We start from the raw sequence: 21992 nt of genomic DNA on the forward strand, positions 1-21992 counted from the left end.
CCTTTTTCACCCACCTTTGTGCCGGTCAACCGCGCGCCGCCTCGCCCAGCAGCGCCTTCGCGATGATGACCTGCTGGATCTGGCTGGTGCCCTCGTAGATGCGGAACAGCCGGGCGTCGCGGTAGAAGCGCTCGACGGCGACGCCACGCATATAACCCGCGCCGCCGTGGATCTGGACGGCGCGGTCCGCGACCCGCCACACCATCTCGCTGGCGAAGTACTTCGTGCAGGACGGTCCGATCTTGGTGTCCGTGCCGGCGTCGAAGCCGCGAGCGGCCTCCAGGACGGTGGCGCGTCCGGCGTAGTAGTCGGTCTGCGAGTCGGCGATCAGGCCCTGGACGAGCTGGAATGAGCCGATGAGCTTCCCGGACTGCTTGCGGGTGCTCGCGTAGGCGACCGACTCGTCGACCAGGCGCTCGGCCATGCCGACCATCAGGGCGGAGATGTGCACCCGCCCGTGGGCGATGCAGCCCATCGCCGTGGGGAAGCCCCGGTTCAGACCGTCGTCACCGCCGACGAGGGCGGAGGCCGGCACGCGTACGTCGTCGAAGAACACATCCGCGGTCCAGGCGCCGAACTGGCCCATCTTGTGGTCCTTGGGAGCCACGGTGAGGCCCGGCGTACCGGCCGGGACCAGGAAGGTGGAGATGCCGCGGGTGCGCGGGGCGTCGGGGTCGGTGCGGGCGAACACCATGAAGACGTCGGCGAGCGGGGCGTTGGTGATGTACCGCTTGGCACCGTTGATCACCCAGTGGTCGCCGTCGAGGTGTGCCTTCGTGGTGAGCGTCGAGGGATCGGAACCCGCTTCCGGTTCGGTGAGCGCGAACGACGCCAGAACGTCACCCGAGGCGATCCTCGGCAGCCAATGAGCCTTCTGTTCCTCCGTACCGCCGACCATGAGGACATGACCGGCGATGCCGTTGTTGGTGCCGAACATCGAACGCAGCGACGGCGTCGTGTAGCCCAGCTCGAACATCAACTGGGCCTCCTCGAACATCGACAGACCCAGTCCGCCGTACTCCTCGGGCAGCGCGAAGCCGAACAGGCCCATCTTCTTGGCCGCTTCGCGGATGTCCGCGGGCATCTCGTCCTTCTCGTCGATCTCCGCCTCGAGCGGCACGACGCGCTCCCGGACGAAACGCCGGACCTCGGACAGCACCGCGCTGAAGTCAGCCGCGTCCATGTCGACTCCCTGATAGTTCTCGTTGTACTCAGTGATCTGTTTCGGTCTCGTCCGGCTTCTGCTGCGGCCGATAGCACAGTGCCAGCAGTGCCGCCGCGCTCGCCGTGCCGACTCCGGCCGCCAGCAACGCGTGCCGGGTGCCCGCGCGTTGGCGTCGCAGCAGGCCGTCGAGCGAGTAGCGGCCGTTGCCCAGGGCCGCCAGTGCGACGGCCGCGCCGCCCACGACACCGGCGTACTCCCAGCCGCCCTTGAAGACGAAGAAGCCCTTGCCGCGGTGGTCGGTGCGTGCGGCCACGGTCATCAGGCCGACGGCCGCCGCCGCGGGCAGCGGGTTGGCCGCGCCGAGCGTGATGCCCACCCCGGCCGCCATCTCGGTGCCGGCCGCCATACGGGCGTGCACCTCGGCCGGCTGGAGACCGAGCGCCTCGAACCAGCCCGTGGTGCCCTTGAGCCCGCCCGGTCCGGCGACCTTGTTCCAGCCGTGCGCGAAGAGCATCGGACCGAGGGTCGCGCGCAGGACGAGGGCGGCGGCGTCGTGGCCCTTCACTGGCCGGCTCCCGTCGCCCGGCCGGCCGGGACAGCGCCGTACAACTGTGGTACGGCGTCGACGAGTTCGTCGTAGGTGAGGGCCTGCCCCGACTGGCTCGGGTGGACGGCTGCGACGGTCCAGCCCTGCAGCCGGTTCAGCCGGTTGCCCTCGATGCGAAGGACCTGGCCGGTCAGCCAGGCCGCGCTGTCGGAGGCCAGGTAGACGACGACACCGGAGGCGTTGGCGGGATCGCGCGGGTCGAAGCCCTCGACGGCCTGGAGGGACTCGCCGACGGCCAGCCCGTCCGTCATGCGCGTCGCCGCGATCGGCGAGATGGCGTTCGCGGTGACACCGTACCGGCGCATCTCCAGGGCGGTCAGGACGGTGAGCCCGGCGATCCCGGCCTTCGCGGCCCCGTAGTTGGACTGGCCCTGGTTGCCGAACAGGCCAGTGCCGGACGTCGTGTTGATCACGCGGCCGGCGACCCGCTCGCCCCGCTTCGACGCCTCACGCCAGTACGCGCACGCGTGCCGGGTGAGCGCGAAGGTGCCCTTCAGGTGCACCGCGATGACGGTGTCGAACTCGGCCTCCGTCATCGAGAACAGCATGCGGTCGCGCACGATGCCCGCGTTGTTCACGACGATGTCGAGACGGCCGAACTCGGCCACGGTGTCCGCGACCATGGTCTCGGTGGCCGCCCAGTCCGTCACCGAGGAGTGGTTGGCGATCGCCCGGCCGCCGAGCTTGGTGATCTCGGCGACGACCTCGTCGGCGGGGGAGTCACCGGTCTGCTCGCCGTGTATGCCCGAGCCGAGGTCGTTCACCACCACGGTCGCGCCGGCCTCGGCGAGCGCCAGACAGTGCGCCCGGCCGAGGCCTCTGCCGCCGCCGGTGACGATGGCGACCTTGTCGTCGAGGATGCCCACGCCGTACCTCCAGATAGATGAGTTCAGTTGAGTTCGCGGAGCACTTCGTCGGTGTGCTCGCCGAGCGTCGGAGCGCCGCCGCGCGGCTTCTCGTCGACGCCCCAGAAGGCGACGGGAGTCGCCACCGTCCGCAGCGGCGGCGCGTCACCCATACCGGGCTGTTCGACGAACGCCCCGACCGCCTCCGCCTGCGGATCGGCCGCCACCTCCGCCAGGGTCTGCACGGGCGCCCACCACACGCCCTCGGCGTCGAAGCGCTCGGCCCACTCCGCCAGCGGCCGCTTCGCGAACTCCTCGTCGAACTCGCCGATCAGCTCGCGTACGTGCCCGCGCCGGGCCTTGCCGGTCGCGAAGCGCTCGTCCGTCGCCAGGTCCTCGCGGCCGAGCGCCTTGACGACCCCGGGCCAGTGCCGGTTGCCCTCCAGGCCGACCAGCCAGAACCAGCGGTCGTCGGCGGCCCGGTAGGAGTTGTAGAGCGGCGACTCGTGCTCGGTGCGGTGGCGGGTACGGCCCCGCTTGCCGAAGAAGTTCTGCAGGGCGAGGTCGTTTCCGTTGGCGTACGTGCCGGACCGCAGCAGCGACACGTCCACCACCCCGCCCTCGCCGGTGCGTTCGCGGCGCAGCAGCGCCGCCAGTACCCCGGCGACCAGGTTGGCGGCGGCCGTACGGTCACCGAGGCCGGGCCGGATACCGGGCGGCGGCTCCCCGGCCGGGTTGAGCATGGCGGCGATGCCGGGCCGGGCCCAGAACGCCGAGACGTCGTACCCGGCGCGGTCGCGCTCGGCGCCCGTCCAGCCGTAGCCCGTCAACGTGCCGACGACCAGGCGGGGATGGCGGGCGCGGAGCTCGTCGGGCGACAGGCCCAGCCGCTCCAGGGCGCCCGGGCGCAGGTTGGTGACGAACACGTCGGCCCGCTCCAGCAGCCGCTCCAGTACGTCCTTGCCGTCGTCCGAGCGCAGGTCGAGGACGATCCCGCGCTTGCCGCGGTTGTCGGTCTCGAACGGGGGAGCACTGTCGATGTCCTGACCGACGTGCTTGAGCGTGTAGCGGTTGGGGTCGCCGGTCGGCGCCTCCACCTTCACCACGTCCGCGCCCCAGTCGGCGAGCATGGTGGCCGCGGCCGGTGCCGCCACCCACATGCCCAGCTCGACCACGGAATAGCCCTCAAGTGGCCGCACGGCCCACCTCCAGATCTGTCGGGACGCCAGCTGCACGCCTGCCGTACGCCTGCTGAACCGCCTGCTACACGCCGCGGAAGTCGCCCGGTCGGCGTTCCCGGAAGGCCTTGAGCCCTTCGGCCCGGTCCTCGGTGGAGAACAGCACCGAGACGGTCTCGCGCTCGTACGCGATGGCCGCCTCCAGGTCCATGCCGAGCCCGTAGTCGATCAGTCGCTTGCCCGCCGCGAGCGCCAGCGGAGCCCCGGCGGCAAGCCGCGCCGCCAACTCCTCCGCGGCCTTGAGCGCGCCGCCGGGCTCGGCCAGTTCGTTGACCAGCCCGAGCGCGTGGGCGCGCTCCGCACCGATCGGCTCGCCGGTGAGGATCATCTGCTTCGCGATCGCCGCCGGTACCAGGCGCGGCAGCCGCTGGGTGCCGCCCGCGCCCGGCAGCACACCGAGCTTCATCTCGGGCAGGCCGAGCCGCGCGCCGCGCTCCGCGACCCGCAGGTCGCAGGCGAGGGCCAGCTCAAGTCCGCCGCCGAAGGCGAACCCGTGGACGGCCGCGACCGAGGGCTTGGGGAAGTCCTCCAGGAGCGCGAACGCCTCGGTCAGGCGTCCCACGAAGGCTCGGAACTGCCCGGGTGCCGTGAACGACTCGATCTCACCGAGGTCGGCACCGGCCGAGAAGGCCCGCCCCGCGCCCGTCACGACCAGGGCACGTACGTCGTCGTCGTGGCGGAGGTCGCCGAGCGCGTGTGTCAGTTGTTCCACGGTCCCGGAGCCGATGGCGTTGAGCTGCCCCGGCCGGTCGAGGGTCAGCACGGCGATCCGGTCCCGGAGTTCGACACGCAGCACGCAGCTCACCTCAGACCATCGTGAGGCCGCCGCTGACCGAGAGCGTCTGCCCGGTCATGTAGGCGGCGTCGTCGGACGCGAGGAAGGCGACCACACCGGCGATCTCGCCCGGCTGGGCGACGCGGCGCAGCGGGATGGCCCGCACGGTGGCGTCGTACATCTTCTGGCTGTACTCGGCGACCTGCCCGAGCAGGGCCGTGTCGGTCGGCCCCGGGCAGACGCTGTTCACGGTGATGCCGTACCGGGCGACCTCGCGGGCCAGCGCCTTGCCGAAGGCGATGACCCCGCCCTTCGTCGCGGAGTACACCACCTCGCCGGACGAGCCGACCCGGCCGGCGTCGGAGGCGATGTGGATGATCCGGCCGCCGCCGCGTTCGGTCATCGAGTCGAGCACCGCCCGGGTCATCGTGATGGTGCCGCGCAGGTTGACGGCGATGATCCGGTCCCAGGTGTCCTCGGTACTGTCGACGAAGCGGCCGATCACATCGACGGCCGCGTTGTTGACCAGCACGTCCACCGGGCCGAGCTCGACGCTCACCCGTTCCACGGCCGCGTGGACGGCCGCGCTGTCGGAGATGTCCGCGCCGACCCCCGTCGCCCGCACCCCGTGCCGCTCCACGAGCCGGCCCGCGACCTTCGCGGCGGCCTCCGGGTCCAGGTCGCAGACGGCGACCGCGGCCCCGTGGGCGGCGAGCCGGTCGGCGATGGCCTCGCCGATGCCGCGTCCCGCTCCGGTGACGAATGCCACCTTGTCCCGTACGCTCACGCGTCCTCCCTCGCCCAGGTCCCGATACAGCGCTATCGTATAACTACTTCAGCTAAATAAGCGAGATGCATGAGTGGAGTCGAGCATGCGCCGAACGATCTTCACCGAGGAACACGAGCTGTTCCGCGACACCGCCCGCACGTTCTACCTGCGGGAATGCGCTCCGTACGCCGAGCAGTGGGAGCGTGACGGCCAGGTGAGCCGGGCCGCGTGGGCGGCGGCGGGCAAGGCCGGACTCATCGGCTGGCAGTTCCCGGAGGAGTACGGCGGCCAGGACATCCGGGACTTCCGCTACAACGCCATCATGGCGGAGGAAATGGCGGCCACCAGCACGGTCGGCATCGGACTCGGGCTGCAGAACGACGTCATCCCGCCCTATCTGATGAACCTCACCACACCGGAGCAGAAGGCCCGCTGGCTGCCCGGTGTCATCAGCGGCGAGACGATCTGCGCGCTCGCGCTGTCGGAGCCGTCCGCCGGGTCCGACCTCAAGGGCATCCGCACCACCGCCCGCCGCGACGGCGACGAGTGGGTGATCGACGGTTCCAAGACCTTCATCACCAACGGCATCCTGGCCGACCTGGTCATCGTCGCCTGCAAGACCGACCCGGAGGCCGGCCACAAGGGCATCAGCCTGATCGTCGTCGAGCGCGGGGCCGAGGGCTTCGAGCGCGGACGCAAGCTCGACAAGGTCGGCATGAAGGCCCAGGACACCGCCGAGCTCTTCTTCCACGAGGTCCGGGTCCCCGCCGAGAACCTCATCGGACAGGAGGGGCGCGGTTTCTACCACATGATGGGCAACCTCCCGACCGAGCGGCTCGCCATCGCCGTGTCCTCGCTCGCGGCGGCCGAGCGCGCCTACGCGCTGGCGCTGGAGTACGCCAAGACCCGTACCGCCTTCGGGCAGCCGATCGGGGAGTTCCAGGCCAACAGGTTCGCGCTCGCCGACATCAGGGCGAAGCTGAACGTCGCCCGGGTCTACGTGGACGGCTGCATCATGGCCCTGTTCGAGGGTGAGCTGACGGCCGACGAGGCCGCGGCCGCCAAGTACTGGACCTCCGAGACCGGCTGGGAGGTCATCGACCGGTGCATGCAGCTCTTCGGCGGCTACGGCTACGTCAACGAGTACGAGATCGCCCGCATCTGGCGGGACAGCCGGGTGCAGCGGGTCTTCGGCGGGACCTCGGAGATCATGCTGGAGATCATCGGGCGGTCGCTGGGCCTGTGAGTTCACGATCCGGGGCGTCCCGCACTTATTGACTACCTTGGATAAATAGGTTAGCTATTTAGCCTGATGTGCGCAGTGTTGCGCGGTCTCGAGGAGGCACCCCGTGGTCACGGTCGATGTGAAGCTGCACCAGGACAGAGCCGAGCACGACCTGCCGCGGCCGCGGCTGGTCATCGGCGGCAAGGACGTCACCGACACCAGCGGTGGCCTCTACGAGCACCGCAACCCCGCGACCGGTCTGATCCAGGCGCACATCCCGCTCGCCGGGCCGACCGAGGTGGACCAGGCCGTCGCGGCCGCACGCCAGGCCTTCGAGGTGTGGGGCACCATGCGCCCCGCCGAGCGCCGCCGGCTGCTCACCCGCTTCGCCGGGCTGCTGCGCGACCACATCCCCGACTTCGCGGCGATCTGCCCGCTGGAGAACGGGGTGTGCATCGGTGGCTGGGCGGACAACGTCGGACCGCACGTCGCCGAGTGGACCGAGTACTACGCCGGCTGGGCCGACAAGATCGAGGGCATGGTCGGCGCGGCCTACAGCCCGCACGAGAACGTCGAGTACACCGTCGCCGAGCCGTACGGCGTCATCGGCCACATCATCACCTGGAACTCGCCCGCGCTGTCGCTGGCCATGAAGGTCCCGCCGTCGCTCGCCGCCGGCAACACCGTGGTCATCAAACCGGCCGAGTCCACACCGTTCTCCGCGCTGCTCTTCGCCGACCTGGCTCGCGAGGCCGGCATCCCCGAGGGCGTCATCAACGTCGTCACCGGGCTCGGTGACGCGGGATCGGCCCTGGTCACCCACCCCGGTGTCGACAAGATCTCCTTCACCGGCGGCCCCGCCACCGCGCGCCGCGTCATGGCGGACGCGGCACTGAGCCTCAAGCCGGTCGTGTTCGAGCTCGGCGGCAAGTCCGCCAACCTGCTCTTCGCCGACACCGACCTGGACACCGTCGTCCCGTACTGCGCCGCCTTCGCCATGAGCAACACCGGACAGGGCTGCGCACTGCCCACCCGGCTGCTGGTCGAGCGCTCCATCTACGACGAGGTCATCGCGCGGGTCACCGGGGTGATCGCCCACCTGCCGGTCGGCGACCCGCTCGACCCGACGACGTACATCGGACCCCTGATCAACGAAGCCGCCCGCGACCGCGTCCAGGGTATGGTCGACAAGGCGATCGAGGACGGTGCCGGCCGGCTCGTGTACGGCGGCGAACGCATCGACTCCGACGGCTACTTCGTGACCCCGACCGTCTTCGCGGACGTCGACAACCGCAGCGACCTCGCCCAGCAGGAGGTCTTCGGCCCGGTCCTGGCCATCACCCCGTTCGACACCGAGGACCAGGCCGTCGCCCTGGCCAACGACACCGAGTACGGCCTGTCCGCCTACATCCAGTCCCGTGACATCACCCGGGTCAACCGCCTGGTGCCGCGCCTGAAGGCCGGGACGGTCTACGTCAACCCCGGCCCGAACCCGATCACCTCACCCGCGACGCCCTTCGGCGGTGTCGGCATCAGCGGGTTCGGACGAGAAGGCGGCAAGGCCGGTCTGGACGAGTTCATCAACGTCAAGGGTGTCGGCATCGGTCGCGTCTGACGACCCCTCGACCTTTCGAAGCCTTCGAAGCTTTTGGAGCCATCAGCATGCATTCCGCCCGCCGCCTGACGTTCGGCGACATCATCCGTGAGCACCGAAGGTCCTTCCCCGAAGGCGTCGCCCTCGTCGACGGCGACGTCCGGCTGACCTGGCCCCAGCTGGACGAGCGCACCAACCGGCTCGCCCACGCCCTCGCGGACGCGGGCGTCGGCCCCGGCGACCGCGTTCTGTGGCTCGGCCAGAACTCCTACCGGATCTGGGAGCTCCTCGGCGCCGCCGCGAAGGTCGGCGCCATGGTCTGTCCCGGCTACTGGCGCTGGGCCGCCCCCGAGATGGCCTTCGCCGTGGAGGACTTCGACCCCAAGGTGGTCGTCTGGCAGGACGAGGAGATCGGCGACACGGTCGCCAAGGCACGGGCCGAACTCGGCGGCGACGACCGGGCGTTGTGGCTGCGACATGACGCTGAAGGACCCGGCTCGTACGAGTCCTTCCTGGCGGCCGGCTCATCCGAGGACCCCATCGCCGACGTCGACCCCGACTCCGCGCTCCTGGTCATCTACACCGCGGCGATCTCCGGCCGGCAGTCCGGCTCGATGCTCTCGCACCGCAACCTTCTCGCCATGGGCGCGAGCGCCGCCTGGATGGGGGACATCGGCACGGAGACCGCCTTCCTCGGCGCCGGACCCATGTTCCACATCGGCAACTACCAGTTCTGGGGCGTCCCGGCCTTCGTCCACGGCGGCAAGAACGTGATCGTCCGCCGCGTGGTCGCCGAGGAACTGCTTTTGCTGCTGGCGGGCGAGAAGTGCACGCACGCCTACCTGATGCCCCCGACCATCGCGCAGCTCGTCGCGCTGAACCGCGAGGCCGGCCACGACCTGTCCCACCTGCGCGCGAGCGTCGCCGCACAGCTGTGGCAGGGCACCGTCCCCACCGATGAGAGCCGCTTCACCCGCAACGGCGGCGGCATGGGCCGCGGTTACGGGCAGACCGAGGTGACCGGCTTCGCCGTGACCGGCGCCTACGGCGGCACCGGCACCGGCAACGCGGGCCGCCCCGGCCCCTTCACCGCCGTACGCGTCCTGGACGGCACCGGTACGGAGTGCGCGGCCGGCGAGGCCGGCGAGATCTGCGTCCGCGGTGATCTCGTGCACCTCGGCTACTGGAACCGGCCCGAGATCAACGAGGAACGCTTCCGCTTCGGCTGGTGGCACACCACCGACCTCGGCCGGCGCGAGCCGGACGGCACGATCAGCTTCCTCGGTACCACGACCCGCATGCTCAAGTCGGCGGCCGAGAACATCTTCCCGGCCGAGGTGGAGAACTGCATCGAGGCGCACCCGGCGGTGAAGGAGGCCGCCGTGATCGGCGTGCCCAACGAGCGCTGGGCGCAGGACGTCAAGGCCGTGGTCGTGCTCCAGCCGGGCGCCGAGCCGGTCACGGCTCAGGACGTCATCGAGCACTGCCGGGCGCGGATAGCCTCGTACAAGAAGCCGAAGACGGTGGAGTTCGTCGACGCACTGCCGCGCACCAAGGACTACGCCAAGGACTACCAGGCGCTCGACGAGCGCTTCGGCGGGGGCGGTTACCCCGGCGGCGACCAGCTCGGCGCGGGACGGTGACCCGGTGAACGGCCGCCAACCCGTCATCGTCGGCGTGCACGCCACCGAACAGGCGCTGACTCTCCCTGACCGCGGCGCCATGGACCTCGCCCTCGAAGCGGTGCGCGGCGCGATCGCGGACGCCGGGCTCACCCCGGCCGACGTCGACGGCGCCCAGGTCGACTGGCCCGGCCCGGGCGGCGTACCCGGCGAGGGCAGCTCCTGGGCCCGCATGCTCGGCCGGGACCTGCGCTGGACCAGCGACTCGATGCTCGACAACGCCGGCTCACGGGGCCTGCTGAAGGCGGCGGCAGCGGTGCGGGCCGGTTTCGCGGACACCGTCGTCGTCGGCGGCTGCAAGCTGGTCTCGCGGGGGGCCGGTCCCGTCGGGGCGGGTGTGCCGCTGGAGTTCGCCGACGTGTGGGGCAGCTATGTCGTCGCCCAGTTCGCGCTGGTGGCGGCACGGCACATGCACGAGTACGGCACGACCTCCCGCCAGCTCGCGGAGGTCGCCGCCACCATCCGCAACAACGGCACCACCAACCCGGAGGCGATGATGTACGGCCGCGGCCCGTACACCGCCGACGACGTGCTTGCCTCGCGCATGGTGGCCACGCCCTTCCACCTGCTGGACTGCTGCATCGTCGGTGAAGGCGGCGCCGCGCTCGTGGTGACCACCGCCGAACGGGCCCGCGACCTGCCGCACCCGCCCGTGGCCGTGCTCGGCGGTGGCATGGAGTACCACCAGGCCGCGTACGCCAACCCGGCCCTGCACCGGGAGGTCGGCGGGCTCGGCCGGGACGCCGCCACCCGCGCGTTCGCGATGGCCGGCGTCAGCCCGCACGACGTGGACGTCTTCTCCCTGTACGACCCCAACTCCTTCGAGATCATCCGCCAGTTGGAGGCACTCGGCCTCTGCGGTGAGGGCGAGGGCGGACCACTGGCCGCCAGCGGCGCCATCGCCGTGGGCGGCAAGCATCCCGTCAATCCCGACGGCGGCTGTCTCTCGTACGCCTGGAACGGAACCCAGCAGATGACGCTCAAAGTCGTCGAAGCCGTACGGCAGGTGCGCGGCACCGCCGTGCACCAGGTCGAAGGCGCGGAACTGGCTGTCGTTGGCAACGCCGGCTCCGGCGCGCAGCACTACGAGATGAGCGTGCTGGGGAGGATGCGATGAGCCGGCCCGTACCCGTTCCCACCGAACTGTCCGAACCGTTCTGGGAAGCGGCCAGGCGCGGCGACCTGGTCGTCCCGTACTGCCCGGCCTGCGACCTTCGCTTCTTCGTTCCCGAGCCCGCCTGTCCCGGGTGCATGGGGCCGGAATGGTGGTACGTGCCCAGCTCGGGCCGGGGGACCGTCTACTCGGTGACCGTGGTGCACCGCGCGCCCGGCCCCGGCTTCGACACGCCCTTCGCGCTCGCCGTGATCGACCTGGACGACGGCGGCACCCTGCTCTCCCACGTCGACGCCGGCGACCCGGATGCCGTCGTCATCGGCATGCCCGTACGCGTCGACTTCAGGCCCCTCACGGACGAGATCACGCTGCCGTATTTCGTGCCGTCACTCTGATCACACCTGTTTCGCCCAGGATCTTGTGTAAATTTAGTGCCCTAAGTGTATTTAGATAGCGGTATCCAGAGATAGCATCGGCGCGTCATCGTGCGGGCCCAACGGAGCGGCCTGTCACTTGGAGCATCGCTGGGGACCGCAGTGGCAGTGCACGCGCGTGCATCGAAGAGACAAGGCCCGACGGGCAGCGGAACCCGGCGACAACCGTCGCTCCGCACCGTCCTGCTCATCCTGGCGCTGGTGCCCAGCGTGACCCTCGTGGGCCTGTGGCTGACGACTTCCACGCAGCTCTACAGCGACTGGAAGACGCAGAAGGACCGCAACGCGGCGTCCAACGCGGCGGCACGTCCGATCATGGCCGCGTTCTTCGACCTCCAGGAGGAACGGCGGCTCAGCGGCGCGGAGCTCGCCTCCCCCGCGGGCTATCAGAAGGCGCTGCGCGAGCAGCGCGCCCGTACCGACGCCGACGTGACCAGCGTCCAGGAACTGCCCGAGAGCGGATGGAACGCCCCGGCCGACATCCGCGACGACGTCGTCCAGGTCGGCAGGAACCTGCGGAAGCTGGCCGACTACCGGGCGGGGGTGGACCAGCGGACCGCCTCGCAGCAGCAGACGTTCGACCGCTACACGAGCCTCATCTCCAGCCAGTTGAACCTGTTCACCGTACTGAGCCATGTCGGTCTGCCCAACATCGACTACCTCGCCCGGCCGGCCATCGACTCGGTCTGGGGCATGGAGATGATCTCGCGGGAGAACGCCCTCTTCACCCGCGGCTCGGTCACCGGACGGCTCTCCGACACCGAACGCGGGCAGCTGGCCGGATGGATCGGTTCGCAGCAGTTCCTCTACGACAACAAGGTCGTGCCCCTCGTCCCGGACGACCAGGTCGCGCTCTATCACAAGCTGATGGCGGGCATCGCCTGGAAGCAGAAGACGGCGGTCGAGCAGAACGTGCTGGCCGGCGCCGGCGCCGGCTCCGGGACCGACGCGGACAAGTTCTCCAAGGGGCTCGGCAAGACCTGGAGCGACAGCGTCGGGACCATCGCCACCCAGCTCCAACAGCTCAACAACGCCTACTCCGTGACCCTGACGGCGGCCACCGAGAAGGAACTGGACGCGATGGTGCAGCGACTGGTCGTCACCAGCGTGGTGGGCGCCGTGGCGGTGCTTCTGGTCGTCCTGGTCAGCGCGATGCTCACCCGGACACTGCGCCGCCGGATCACCGCGCTGCGCGTCGCCGCCCTGGACCTGCAGACCCGCATGCCGGACGTGGTCGAACGCCTGCGCAGCGGAGACTTCGTGGACCTGGACGCCGAACTCCCCGCGATCCAGCACGGCGATGACGAACTGGGCCAGCTGGGCCAGGCGCTGAACCTCGCGCGGCACAGCGCGCTGGACACGACGATGGCTCAGGTCTCGCAGTTCCGCGGGTTCGAGAAGCTGCTCCAGCGCATCGCCCGGCGCACCCAGCTGCTCATCGGACTCCAGATGAAGAAGCTCAGTGAGCTGGAGCGGCGGCACGAGGATCCCGAGGTCCTGGAGGGCCTGTTCGACCTCGACCACCTGACCGCCAGGCTGCGGCGCTACGAGGAGAACCTGGTGATCCTCGGCGGCGGCCAGCCGCAGCGACGCTGGCGCAAGCCCGTCCTGCTGCTGGACGTGCTCCGCTCCGCGCAGAGCGAGGTGCAGGACTACCGGCGGATCCAGATCGACGTCGAGGAGCGCGTGTGGCTGGCCGAGCGCGCGGTCGGCCTGGTGATCCACGTGCTGGCCGAACTGATGGAGAACGCGGTGGGCTTCTCGAAGCCGCCGACGCCCGTGGAGGTGTACGCCGCCCGGGTGGGACGCGGTCTCGCGGTGGAGATCGAGGACCGCGGCGTGGGCATGGACCCCGAGCAGTACGACGAAGCCAACCGGCTGATGACCGAGCCGCCCCGCCTGGACGTCATGTCCCGGGCGGACGACGTCAGGCTCGGCCTCTATGTGGTGGCCCGGCTGGCGCGTGCCCTCGACATCCAGGTGGAACTGCGGCCCTCCTCGTTCGGCGGCACCCGGGTGGTCGTCCTCATCCCCGACGAACTCGTCGTCGAGGCTCCCGGAGGCAATGGGCTCAGGTCCGCGGCGGCCGAAGCCGCTTGGCCGCCGCCCCCCGAGGCGGCCGTGGCGGAGGTGCCCGGTATGGAGCACGGGACGGCCCCGGACGCGGACACGCTGATGACCGGCCGCGGTGGACCGCCCGAAGCCCCGGCCCCCGCCAGTGATGTGTGGACCCGGCCGCCGCGTCCCCACCCGGTGCCGCAGATGGCCGGCGCACCGCGGGGAAACGGGACAGTGCGCGTGGATGTCGCGCCGGACGTGCAACCGCTGCCCAAGCGGGTGCGCCTGGCCAGTCTCGCCGACGAACTGCGGGACCCGAACGCCGGCCTGGGGGCGCAGGCGGCCGACGAACAGGCACCCCGGCGGTCCGCGCCCACCCGCTCCGGCGCGACGATCGGTGCTTTCCAGCGCCAGTCCCGGATGGTCCGGCGTGATGTTCCCCCGACCGACCACGAACCCACCGACGTGCTGCCGCAGCGTAGACGCATCCCGACGGAAGACTGACCATGACAATGCGAACGACCGCCACCCACCCGGACCTCGACTGGTTGCTGGACGGCCTGGTCGAACAGGTTCCCGGTACGCACCACGCCATCGTGCTGTCCGACGACGGGCTGGTGGTCAGCCAGTCCCGCACCATCGCCCGCGGCGACGCCGAGCGCCTCGCCGCCATCGCCACCGGCCAGCAGAGTCTGGCCCGCGGGGTCGGGCAGCTGTTCGGCGGCGGTTCGGTGCACCAGGTGATCGTGGAGTTGACCGACCTGTGGCTGTTCATCTCCGCCGCGGGCCGCGGCACGCATCTGGCCGTCGTGGCATCCCAGGAAGTGGACGCCGAGTTGATGGCCGTGGCCATGCACACCCTGATGCAGCAGGTGGGCCAGCGCATGAGCACCGAGGCGCGCTTCGGGGCGCCCGCCGGCGAGGGCGGTGTACGTGAGTGAACCACTGGATGGACGGCCTGGAAGACGGGGACGCTGACGAGCTGTCGGTCAGGCCTTACACGATCACCCAGGGCCGGACGGCACCCGCACGCGACGACCTCACTCTGATCACCCTCGTGACGACCGTCGAACCGGCGGCCGGCCGGGCCGGTCTGCGAGGCCTGCAACCCGAACACCGCTCGATCCTCCAGCAGTGCCGGACACCCGCCGCGGTGGCCGAGATCGCCGCGGAACTGGACCTGCCGGTGGCGGTGACGAAGATCCTGATCGACGACCTGGTCGCTCTGGGCCGGGCCACAACCCGCCCACCGATCGCTGTAGCGGTAGGAAATACAATGGACATGACACTTCTTCGGGCGGTGAGGGATGGCCTTCGCAGACTCTGACCCCGCGGGCCGGGCCTACGACGGCTCGGCACCTGCGGCAGTCAAGATCCTGGTGGCCGGCGGTTTCGGTGTGGGCAAGACGACCCTGGTCGGGGCGGTGAGCGAGGTGGCGCCGCTGCGCACCGAGGAGTATCTGACCGTCGCGAGCGTGGGCGTCGACGACGTCGAGGGCGTCGAGCGGAAGTCCACCACCACGGTGGCCATGGACTTCGGCCGCATCATGATCAACCCACAGCTGGTGGTCTACCTGTTCGGGACGCCCGGCCAGGAGCGCTTCTGGTTCATGTGGAACGACCTGGTGCACGGTGCGCTCGGCGCGGTGGTCATCGCCGACACCCGCCGGCTGGAGTCCAGTTTCGCGTCCATCGACTTCTTCGAGAGCCGTCGCATTCCCTTCGTCATCGGCGTCAACTGCTTCCACGGCCGCATGGAACGCGACGAGTGGGAGATCCGAGAAGCGCTCGACCTCGGCCCGGATGTCCCCATGGTGATGGGGGACATGCGGCAGCGGGCGGTCGGCCGCGATCTGCTCGTCGCACTGGCCGAACATCTCATTGCCGCGAACTCGGTAACCTAGTTCAATCAGTTATCTAGTAGAGTTGGCCGTCTACCCGGTGCTCGGGCTGTGTCCCGCACCAGTGGGTCGGACGGAGGTGGGCCCGGTGACGAGTGCGGGGCGACAGGGCGGTGGCGGTGGGGGCGTGAACGGTGTCAAGGTCCGCGTCCCCAAGATGGCCGAGCTGGTGGCGGCACAGCTGCGCCGCAAGATCGTGCGCGGGGAGCTGACGGAGGGAGAGGCGCTGCCGGCCGAGACGGCGTTGATGGCGGAGTTCGCCGTGTCCCGGCCGACGCTGCGCGAGGCGTTCCGGGTGCTGGAGTCGGAGTCGCTCATCAGCGTGCGCCGGGGCGCCCGGGGCGGGGCGCGGGTGCAGACCCCGGAAGGCACGGTCGCGGCCCGGTACGCCGGGGTGGTCCTGGAATACCGGGGCACCACCCTCAAGGACGTCTACGACGCCCGTACGGTGATCGAGGCGCCGTGCGCCGGTCTGCTGGCCGAGCGGCGCACGGACGGTGACCTGGAGCGGCTGCGGGCCGCCGTCGCCGAGGCCGAGCGGCTCATGGACGACCCCTCGGCCTTCATCCGCGCTCACATGGAGTTCCACGCCCTGGTCGTCGAACTGGCCGGCAACGAGACGCTGAGCGTCCTCAACGGCATGGTCCGGCACATCATCGACCAGGCGAACTGGTCCCACGTCGACCTGGACGCGGGCACCCCCGAGAACGTACGGGCCAACCGCCGGGGCTTCCGCGCCCATGGCGCGCTCGTCGAACTGGTCGCCGCGCGCCGGACCGAGGCCGCCGAGGAGCTGTGGCGCCTCCACCTCCAGGAGGCCGAGGACTACCTGCTGCAGAACAGGTCCATGACCACCGTCCTGGACCTGCTCGGCTGACCTCCCGGACCTGCCCCGCTGACGGTCACTCGGATGTGCGCAGCTCCTGCACGATGGGCTCCCACACCTCGGCGTCGATCTCGTACGCGGTGTAGAAGGACACCCGGTCGACCAGCGCCCCGTACCGGCGCCGGATCTCGCCCGCCACCCGCTCCGGCTCCGCCACGACCGCGAAGGTGTGCAGCACCTCGTCGTCGACGAGCCCGCTCATCGCCACCCACTTGTCCTCGCGCCGGGACGTCGACAACGCGTGCAGTTCGTCGCCGAGTTCGCCCCAGCCGTGCAGTTCCAGCACCCCGCGATAGGCGGGCGTGCTGCCGTAGAAGGCGATCTGGCCACGGGTGCCGTCGATGGCGCGGGTCATCTCCTCCTCGGTCCGGCCGGTCGCGGTCAGCAGCAGGTGGGAGACGGAGAAGTCGTCCCGGGTACGGCCGGACGCGGCGAGTCCCGCCTCCACGGTCGGCAGCGTCACCTCCCGCAGATACCGCTCGGTGGTGAAGCCGTGCGCCAGGAGTCCGTCGGCGACCTCACCCGCCACCCGGGTCATCGCCTCGCCGACCGCGGCCACGAACACGTCGGGCGCGCCGCCGGGGGCGGGCGGGGGAGAGAAGAAGGGCGACATCAGCGTGTGCGAGTAGAAGTCGCCGCGGAAGTCGAGCTTCTCTCCCTCGTTCCAGGTGGCCCAGATGGCGCGCAGCGCGCTCACGTACTCCCGCATGCGGGCCGCGGGCCGGCTCCACGGCATGCCGAAGCGCCGCTCGATGTGCGGCTTGATCTGGCTGCCGAGGCCGAGCGAGAACCGCCCGCCGGCGTAGGTCTGCAGGTCGTGCGCGGTGTACGCGAGCTGCATGGGGGAGCGGGCGAAGGCGACCGCGATGGCCGTGCCGACCTCCAGCCGGTCGGTGTGCTCGGCCGCCAGCACCAGCGGCAGGAAGGGGTCGTGCTTGGACTCCGACACCCACAGGCCGTCGTAGCCGGCCTTCTCGTGGTGCCGGGCCTCCTCCACGACCTCCGTGGTGCTCCACACGTTGAGCTTGCCGTCGACCTTCATGCCGCTCCCTTGTCCGTTTCCATGCCGATGCGTTGTGCGAGCAGCTCCCGGTGGTACGCCGGATCGCCGAACAGCAGCTGTGCCGTCTTGGCCCGCTTCAGGTACAGGTGGGCCGGGTGCTCCCAGGTGAAGCCGATGCCGCCGTGGACCTGGATGTTCTGCTCCGTCGCCTGCAGACAGGCGTCGGAGCAGAACGCCTTCGCCAGACTCGCCACGGCGGGCAGTCGCGGGTCGGCGTTCTCCAGGTTCCCGGTGTTCCCGGTGTTGTCGGTGTTGTCGGTGTGCTCGGGTTTCTCGTCGCTCTCGGCGGCGAGCAGGGCGTAGTGCGCGGCGGCCCGCGCCGACTCCACCTCCAGCAGGACGTCGGCCAGCAGGTGCTTGACCGCCTGGAAGGAGCCGATGGGCCGCCCGAACTGGTGCCGCACCTTGGCGTACTCCACCGCCATGTCGAGCGCGCGGGAGGCCACCCCGACCTGCTCGGCGGCCAGCGCCACCGCGGCCCGGTCGAGCACCTCAGCCACCAGGTCCCAGCCGTCGCCGTGCGTACGCAGCCGGGTCGCCGGTACGTCGTGGTAGTCGAGGCGGGCCTGGCGGCGGGTCGGGTCCATCGTGGGCAGCGGTTCACGGGTCAGGCCGGCCGCGTCGCCGTCCACCCAGAAGACCCCGATGCCGCCGTCGGTGCCGTCGGTGCCGTCTTCGGTGCGGGCGACGGTGAGAACGACATCGGCGGTGGCGCCGTCGAGGACGAACATCTTGTGCCCGTCCAGCAGCCAACTCCCGTTGCTCTCACGGGCGGTGAGCCGGACACCCGCCGCGTCCCACCGTGCCGAGTCCTCGGTCAGGGCCAGGGTCCCGACGAGTTCGCCGGAAGCCAGGCCCGGCAGCAGGCGTTTGCGGGCGTCCTCGTCGGCGCAGCGCAGCAGCGTGGTCGTCGCCAGCACGGCCGAGGACAGGAACGGTGCGCACAGCAGGGCACGGCCCATCTCCTCCATGACCACGCCCACTTCGACCGGCCCGCACCCGGCACCGCCGTACTCCTCCGGTACGGCCAGCCCCTGCAGCCCGAGCTCCGAACCCATCCGGCGCCACACCGCCCGGTCGAAGCCCTCCGGCGTCTCCATCAGGCGCCGCACCTCGGTCTCGGGCGAGGTGCGCGCGAGGAACGCCCGCACCGTGCGCCCCAGTTCTTCCTGCTCCTCGCTGAACGCGAAGTCCATGCCTCAGCCCTCCCCGCCCGCCGGGCGGCCATCACGGGACTCGTCGGCCCGGCGGCGCTCGCGCGACGCGATGATCTTCTGGACGACGGCGATGTGGTCCGGCGAGTGCATGGTCTCCTGCTCGGCGAGCAGGGCGGGTTCCATGACGGTGGCGAGTGCCTGCTCCAGGTGCAGGTTGACCGCGCGCTTGGTCTCGCGCAGCGCCTGCGCGGGCAGGGCGGCCAGTCGCCCGGCCAGGTCCATGGCCTCGTCCAGAAGCTTGTCCTTCGGCACGGCACGGTTGGCGATGCCCAGCCGGACCGCGTCCTCGGCGCTCACCCGCTCGCCGAGGAACAGCAGTTCCTTCGCGCGGGTCAGACCGACGAGCAAGGGGAGGACGAGCGCACCGCCGTCGCCCGCGACGAGACCGACCTGGACGTGGGGGTCCGCCACATAGGCGTCGTCGGCCATCAGGACCAGGTCACTCAGCAACGCCAGGCTGCATCCCAGCCCCACCGCGGGCCCGTTGACCGCCGCGATCACCGGCAGCGGACAGCGCACCATGCCGGTGATGATCCGCCGGGCCTCGTCGACGTTCCGCTCCCGGAAGGCGCGGTCGCGCTGGACCCGGGTCATGATGTCGAAGTTGCCCCCGGCGCTGAACGCCCGGCCGCGCCCGGTGAGCACGACGACTCTGGCCTCCGGGTCGTCGGCGAGCGAGTCCCACACCGACGCGAGACCCGCGTGCAGCTCCTCGCTCGTCGCGTTGAGCTGGTCCGGCCGGTTCAGCTCGATCAGCCGGACCGGCCCGACGGCCGTCACCAAGAGGTCCGTCATCTCCACCGCCATCAGTCATCATCGAACGAGTCAGTAGAGTTGAATGCTATAACTAATTAAGCTTTCTGGAAACGGCTCGCTGGAGTGACGGAGGACGCGTATGCCGGAGCAGGAGTACGAGACCGTGCGGGCCGAGGTGGCGGACCGGATCCTCACCGTCACGCTGAACCGGCCCGAGAAACTCAACGCCTTCAACCCCCAGATGATGACCGACCTGCTCGACGTCCTCGACGCGGCCGACGCCGACGACGACATACGCGTGATCGTGGTGACCGGAGCCGGGCGCGGCTTCTGCGCGGGCGCCGACGTCAGCTCCGGCGGCTCCTCCTTCGACCACCGCAAGGCGGGCGCCTGGCACCGGGACACCGGCGGCCGGGTCGCCCTGCGGATCTTCTCCAGCACCAAGCCGGTCATCGCGGCGATCAACGGTCCCGCGGCGGGCGTCGGAGCCAGCATGACCCTGCCCATGGACATCCGACTGGCTTCCACCTCGGCGAAGTTCGGGTTCGTCTTCGCGCGCCGGGGCATCGTGCCGGAGTCGGCGGCGAGCTGGTTCCTGCCGCGGGCCGTGGGTATGCAGAGGGCCATGGAATGGGTGGCGACCGGCCGCGTCTTCGGCCCCGACGAGGCGCTCGCGGCCGGACTGGTCCGCTCCGTGCACCCTCCGGAGGAGCTGCTGCCCGCGGCGTACGCGCTCGCCCGGGAGATCGCCGAGAACACCTCCGCGATCTCGGTCGCCCTCTCCCGCCAGATGATGTGGCGGATGCTGGGCGAGCCCCATCCGATGACCGCGCACCGCCTCGACTCACGGATCATGAGCCAGATCGGCGGCGGCCCGGACCCCGTCGAGGGCGTCCAGTCGTTCCTCGCCAAACGGCCGCCCGAGTTCCCGGGCCGGGTCAGCAAGGACATGCCACCCCTGTACCCCTGGTGGCAGGAGGACGAGTTCCGCCCCTTCGACCTCGACGAGCAGGCACCGGCACCGGAGGGCCAGGAATGACGACGTTCGACTACATCGTGGTGGGCGCCGGTTCCGCGGGCTGCGTGCTCGCGAACCGTCTCTCCGAGGACCCGAAGACGTCCGTGCTGCTGATCGAGGCGGGCGGCAAGGACACCACACCGCTGATCAAGATGCCGAAAGGGTTCGGCAAGCTGCTGGGTGATCCCCGGTTCGCCTGGCACTACCCGGTCGAGCCGGTGGGTCCCAGCGGGCGGGTCGAGCACTGGGTCCGGGGCCGGACGCTCGGCGGGTCCAGCTCGGTCAACGGCATGGTCTACAACCGCGGTGACCGCGCCGACTACGACGAACTGGAGCGGCTCGGCAACCCCGGCTGGGGCTGGGACACCATGCTGCCGGTCTTCAGGCGGATCGAGGACAACGCGCTCGGTGCCTCCGAGGCGCGGGGCGCCAGCGGCCCGCTGCACATCTCCACCGCGCCGGGTCCGGAGCCGCTCTGCGAAGAGGCCATCGACGCCGGAACCGGCCTCGGCTGGCGCCGCACCGACGACCTCAACGCGAGCGACGACGAACGCATCGGCTACGCCATGGCCACCATCAAGAAGGGACAGCGGTTCAGCGCCGCCCGCGCCTTCCTGCACCCCGTCGCGGACCGGCCGAACCTGACCGTGTCGGTGGACACCCTGGTGACGCGCGTCCTCGCCGAGCACGGCAGAGCCGTCGGCGTGCGCGCCCGCAGCCAGGGCCGGGAGGCCGACGTCCGGGCCCGGCGCGAGGTGATCCTCTCCGCCGGGAGCATCGCCACGCCCAAGATCCTCCAGCTGTCCGGCATCGGCCCGGCGCAGACGCTGAAATCCGCCGGCGTCGACGTCCTGGTCGACAGCCCGCACGTGGGCGGCCGGATGCGCGAGCACCGCTGTTTCGTCGTCCAGTACCGGCTGAAGGACGACCTCGGCTACAACAAGGCACTGAGCACTCCGCTGCGGCAGGCCCTGTCGGGGGCGAAGTACCTGGCCACCCGCCGAGGTCCGCTGGCCGCGCCCGCCTTCGACGTCATCGCCTTCTTCAAGACCCGCCCCGAGCTCTCCCGCCCCGACGCGCAGCTGCTCATCGCGCCGGTGTCCCTGCTGCCGGACGTCCCCGGCAAGGAGACCGGCGTGGAACGCGAGCCCGGGGTGATGGGCCTCGGCTACATCCTGCGCCCCACCGCCGAGGGCGGCCTGCACATCACCTCGGCCGATCCCGACGCCCCGCTCACGATCACCCCGGACTACTACGGCTCCGACCACGACCGCGAGGTGGGGACCGCCCTCTTCCGGCGCATGCGGGACCTCTTCGGGACCGATCCGATCGCCCGCCGGATCACCACCGAAACCCTGCCGGGCCCCGGGGTCCGCGAGGATGAGGAGATCATCGACGCCGGTCTCGAGCACGGCCGCTGCGGCTACCACGCCATCGGGACCTGTGCCATGGGCCCGGCCGAGGACGACGTCGTCGACGGCCGGCTGCGCGTGCGCGGGATCGAGGGCCTGCGGGTCGTGGACTGCTCGGTCATGCCGACCATGGTGTCCGGCAATCTGAACGCGCCGATCATGGCGATGGCCTGGCGCGCCGCGGATCTCATCCTCCAGGCCGGCTGATCCACAACCCGAGATCCGGCCGAAAC

At 70.7% G+C, this 21992-nt stretch carries 21 protein-coding genes; 12 read left to right on the forward strand and 9 right to left on the reverse strand.

All coding sequences use genetic code 11. The annotated features are described in order from the left end of the window. Positions 1-25: 25 nt before the first annotated feature. The 6 genes from ACIBK3_RS20735 to ACIBK3_RS20760 form a co-directional block, all read right to left on the reverse strand. Positions 26-1183 (reverse strand): acyl-CoA dehydrogenase family protein, encoded by a 1158-nt coding sequence (locus tag ACIBK3_RS20735; protein WP_399367334.1) that lies wholly within the window; start codon positions 1181-1183, stop codon positions 26-28. A 28-nt stretch (positions 1184-1211) separates the two neighbouring features. Continuing rightward, on the reverse strand, positions 1212-1730 hold the full coding sequence (locus ACIBK3_RS20740) for a DoxX family protein (RefSeq protein WP_399367335.1): 519 nt from the start codon (positions 1728-1730) through the stop codon (positions 1212-1214). Then, on the reverse strand, positions 1727-2638 hold the full coding sequence (locus ACIBK3_RS20745; protein WP_398654671.1) for an SDR family NAD(P)-dependent oxidoreductase: 912 nt from the start codon (positions 2636-2638) through the stop codon (positions 1727-1729). The genes ACIBK3_RS20740 and ACIBK3_RS20745 overlap by 4 nt, the downstream gene beginning before the upstream one ends. Positions 2639-2661: 23 nt before the next feature. Then, a complete protein-coding gene (locus tag ACIBK3_RS20750) occupies positions 2662-3816 on the reverse strand; it encodes a CaiB/BaiF CoA transferase family protein (RefSeq protein WP_399367337.1) in 1155 nt (384 codons plus the stop codon). A gap of 64 nt (positions 3817-3880) precedes the next feature. Continuing rightward, entirely contained in the window at positions 3881-4651 is a 771-nt protein-coding gene (locus tag ACIBK3_RS20755; RefSeq protein WP_399367339.1) for an enoyl-CoA hydratase/isomerase family protein, read from the reverse strand. Between the two features lie 10 nt (positions 4652-4661). Further along, entirely contained in the window at positions 4662-5417 is a 756-nt protein-coding gene (locus ACIBK3_RS20760) for an SDR family NAD(P)-dependent oxidoreductase (protein ID WP_399367341.1), read from the reverse strand. 85 nt (positions 5418-5502) lie between these two features. Here ACIBK3_RS20760 and ACIBK3_RS20765 point away from each other — a divergent pair, with 85 nt between their 5' ends. From ACIBK3_RS20765 to ACIBK3_RS20810, 10 genes are all read left to right on the forward strand, one after another. Further along, positions 5503-6645, forward strand: coding sequence for an acyl-CoA dehydrogenase family protein (locus tag ACIBK3_RS20765; RefSeq protein ID WP_399367343.1), 1143 nt, complete (start codon positions 5503-5505; stop codon positions 6643-6645). 103 nt (positions 6646-6748) lie between these two features. Beyond that, complete coding sequence (locus ACIBK3_RS20770) at positions 6749-8239, forward strand: aldehyde dehydrogenase family protein (protein WP_399367345.1); 1491 nt, start codon at positions 6749-6751, stop codon at positions 8237-8239. Positions 8240-8286: 47 nt separating this feature from the next. Beyond that, entirely contained in the window at positions 8287-9861 is a 1575-nt protein-coding gene (locus ACIBK3_RS20775) for an AMP-binding protein (RefSeq protein ID WP_399367347.1), read from the forward strand. A gap of 4 nt (positions 9862-9865) precedes the next feature. Next, on the forward strand, positions 9866-11017 hold the full coding sequence (locus ACIBK3_RS20780) for a thiolase family protein (RefSeq protein WP_399367349.1): 1152 nt from the start codon (positions 9866-9868) through the stop codon (positions 11015-11017). Beyond that, positions 11014-11409: a Zn-ribbon domain-containing OB-fold protein gene (locus tag ACIBK3_RS20785; RefSeq protein WP_399367351.1), complete on the forward strand. Its 396-nt coding sequence runs from the start codon at positions 11014-11016 to the stop codon at positions 11407-11409. Before ACIBK3_RS20780 ends, ACIBK3_RS20785 begins: the two co-directional genes overlap by 4 nt. A 240-nt stretch (positions 11410-11649) precedes the next feature. Further along, a complete protein-coding gene (locus tag ACIBK3_RS20790; protein ID WP_399367353.1) occupies positions 11650-14010 on the forward strand; it encodes a nitrate- and nitrite sensing domain-containing protein in 2361 nt (786 codons plus the stop codon). An 8-nt stretch (positions 14011-14018) separates the two neighbouring features. Next, positions 14019-14447: a roadblock/LC7 domain-containing protein gene (locus tag ACIBK3_RS20795; RefSeq protein ID WP_399367813.1), complete on the forward strand. Its 429-nt coding sequence runs from the start codon at positions 14019-14021 to the stop codon at positions 14445-14447. A 17-nt stretch (positions 14448-14464) separates the two neighbouring features. Beyond that, positions 14465-14833: a DUF742 domain-containing protein gene (locus tag ACIBK3_RS20800; protein ID WP_399367815.1), complete on the forward strand. Its 369-nt coding sequence runs from the start codon at positions 14465-14467 to the stop codon at positions 14831-14833. Beyond that, complete coding sequence (locus ACIBK3_RS20805) at positions 14814-15410, forward strand: GTP-binding protein (protein WP_399367355.1); 597 nt, start codon at positions 14814-14816, stop codon at positions 15408-15410. Before ACIBK3_RS20800 ends, ACIBK3_RS20805 begins: the two co-directional genes overlap by 20 nt. A 124-nt stretch (positions 15411-15534) precedes the next feature. Next, entirely contained in the window at positions 15535-16284 is a 750-nt protein-coding gene (locus ACIBK3_RS20810) for a FadR/GntR family transcriptional regulator (RefSeq protein WP_399367357.1), read from the forward strand. A gap of 25 nt (positions 16285-16309) precedes the next feature. Here ACIBK3_RS20810 and ACIBK3_RS20815 read toward each other — a convergent pair whose 3' ends face one another. The 3 genes from ACIBK3_RS20815 to ACIBK3_RS20825 are packed head-to-tail and all read right to left on the reverse strand — an operon-like array spanning position 16310 to position 19368. Next, complete coding sequence (locus tag ACIBK3_RS20815) at positions 16310-17335, reverse strand: TIGR03617 family F420-dependent LLM class oxidoreductase (protein WP_399367359.1); 1026 nt, start codon at positions 17333-17335, stop codon at positions 16310-16312. Then, positions 17332-18552: an acyl-CoA dehydrogenase family protein gene (locus tag ACIBK3_RS20820; protein ID WP_399367360.1), complete on the reverse strand. Its 1221-nt coding sequence runs from the start codon at positions 18550-18552 to the stop codon at positions 17332-17334. The genes ACIBK3_RS20815 and ACIBK3_RS20820 overlap by 4 nt, the downstream gene beginning before the upstream one ends. Before the next feature lie 3 nt (positions 18553-18555). After that, positions 18556-19368, reverse strand: coding sequence for an enoyl-CoA hydratase/isomerase family protein (locus ACIBK3_RS20825; RefSeq protein WP_399367362.1), 813 nt, complete (start codon positions 19366-19368; stop codon positions 18556-18558). A 100-nt stretch (positions 19369-19468) separates the two neighbouring features. Here ACIBK3_RS20825 and ACIBK3_RS20830 point away from each other — a divergent pair, with 100 nt between their 5' ends. Together ACIBK3_RS20830 and ACIBK3_RS20835 are read left to right on the forward strand one after the other, a co-directional pair. Then, on the forward strand, positions 19469-20368 hold the full coding sequence (locus tag ACIBK3_RS20830; protein ID WP_399367364.1) for a crotonase/enoyl-CoA hydratase family protein: 900 nt from the start codon (positions 19469-19471) through the stop codon (positions 20366-20368). Further along, the gene (locus ACIBK3_RS20835) at positions 20365-21966 is read left to right on the forward strand and encodes a GMC family oxidoreductase (RefSeq protein ID WP_399367366.1); all 1602 of its coding nucleotides are present in this window, start codon (positions 20365-20367) and stop codon (positions 21964-21966) included. Before ACIBK3_RS20830 ends, ACIBK3_RS20835 begins: the two co-directional genes overlap by 4 nt. Positions 21967-21992: the final 26 nt, after the last annotated feature.

The sequence above is a fragment of the Streptomyces sp. NPDC050287 genome, from assembly GCF_044459385.1.
Lineage (GTDB): Bacteria > Actinomycetota > Actinomycetes > Streptomycetales > Streptomycetaceae > Streptomyces.

Excerpts from the sequence above, each read along its gene's own strand:
- ACIBK3_RS20795 (WP_399367813.1), top strand. The coding sequence starts at position 14,019 with ATGCGAACGACCGCCACCCACCCGGACCTCGACTGGTTGCTGGACGGC.
- ACIBK3_RS20785 (WP_399367351.1), top strand. The coding sequence starts at position 11,014 with ATGAGCCGGCCCGTACCCGTTCCCACCGAACTGTCCGAACCGTTCTGG.
- ACIBK3_RS20815 (WP_399367359.1), bottom strand. The coding sequence starts at position 17,335 with ATGAAGGTCGACGGCAAGCTCAACGTGTGGAGCACCACGGAGGTCGTG.
- ACIBK3_RS20835 (WP_399367366.1), top strand. The coding sequence starts at position 20,365 with ATGACGACGTTCGACTACATCGTGGTGGGCGCCGGTTCCGCGGGCTGC.
- ACIBK3_RS20775 (WP_399367347.1), top strand. The coding sequence starts at position 8,287 with ATGCATTCCGCCCGCCGCCTGACGTTCGGCGACATCATCCGTGAGCAC.
- ACIBK3_RS20820 (WP_399367360.1), bottom strand. The coding sequence starts at position 18,552 with ATGGACTTCGCGTTCAGCGAGGAGCAGGAAGAACTGGGGCGCACGGTG.
- ACIBK3_RS20735 (WP_399367334.1), bottom strand. The coding sequence starts at position 1,183 with ATGGACGCGGCTGACTTCAGCGCGGTGCTGTCCGAGGTCCGGCGTTTC.
- ACIBK3_RS20825 (WP_399367362.1), bottom strand. The coding sequence starts at position 19,368 with ATGACGGACCTCTTGGTGACGGCCGTCGGGCCGGTCCGGCTGATCGAG.
- ACIBK3_RS20765 (WP_399367343.1), top strand. The coding sequence starts at position 5,503 with ATGCGCCGAACGATCTTCACCGAGGAACACGAGCTGTTCCGCGACACC.
- ACIBK3_RS20830 (WP_399367364.1), top strand. The coding sequence starts at position 19,469 with ATGCCGGAGCAGGAGTACGAGACCGTGCGGGCCGAGGTGGCGGACCGG.
- ACIBK3_RS20805 (WP_399367355.1), top strand. The coding sequence starts at position 14,814 with ATGGCCTTCGCAGACTCTGACCCCGCGGGCCGGGCCTACGACGGCTCG.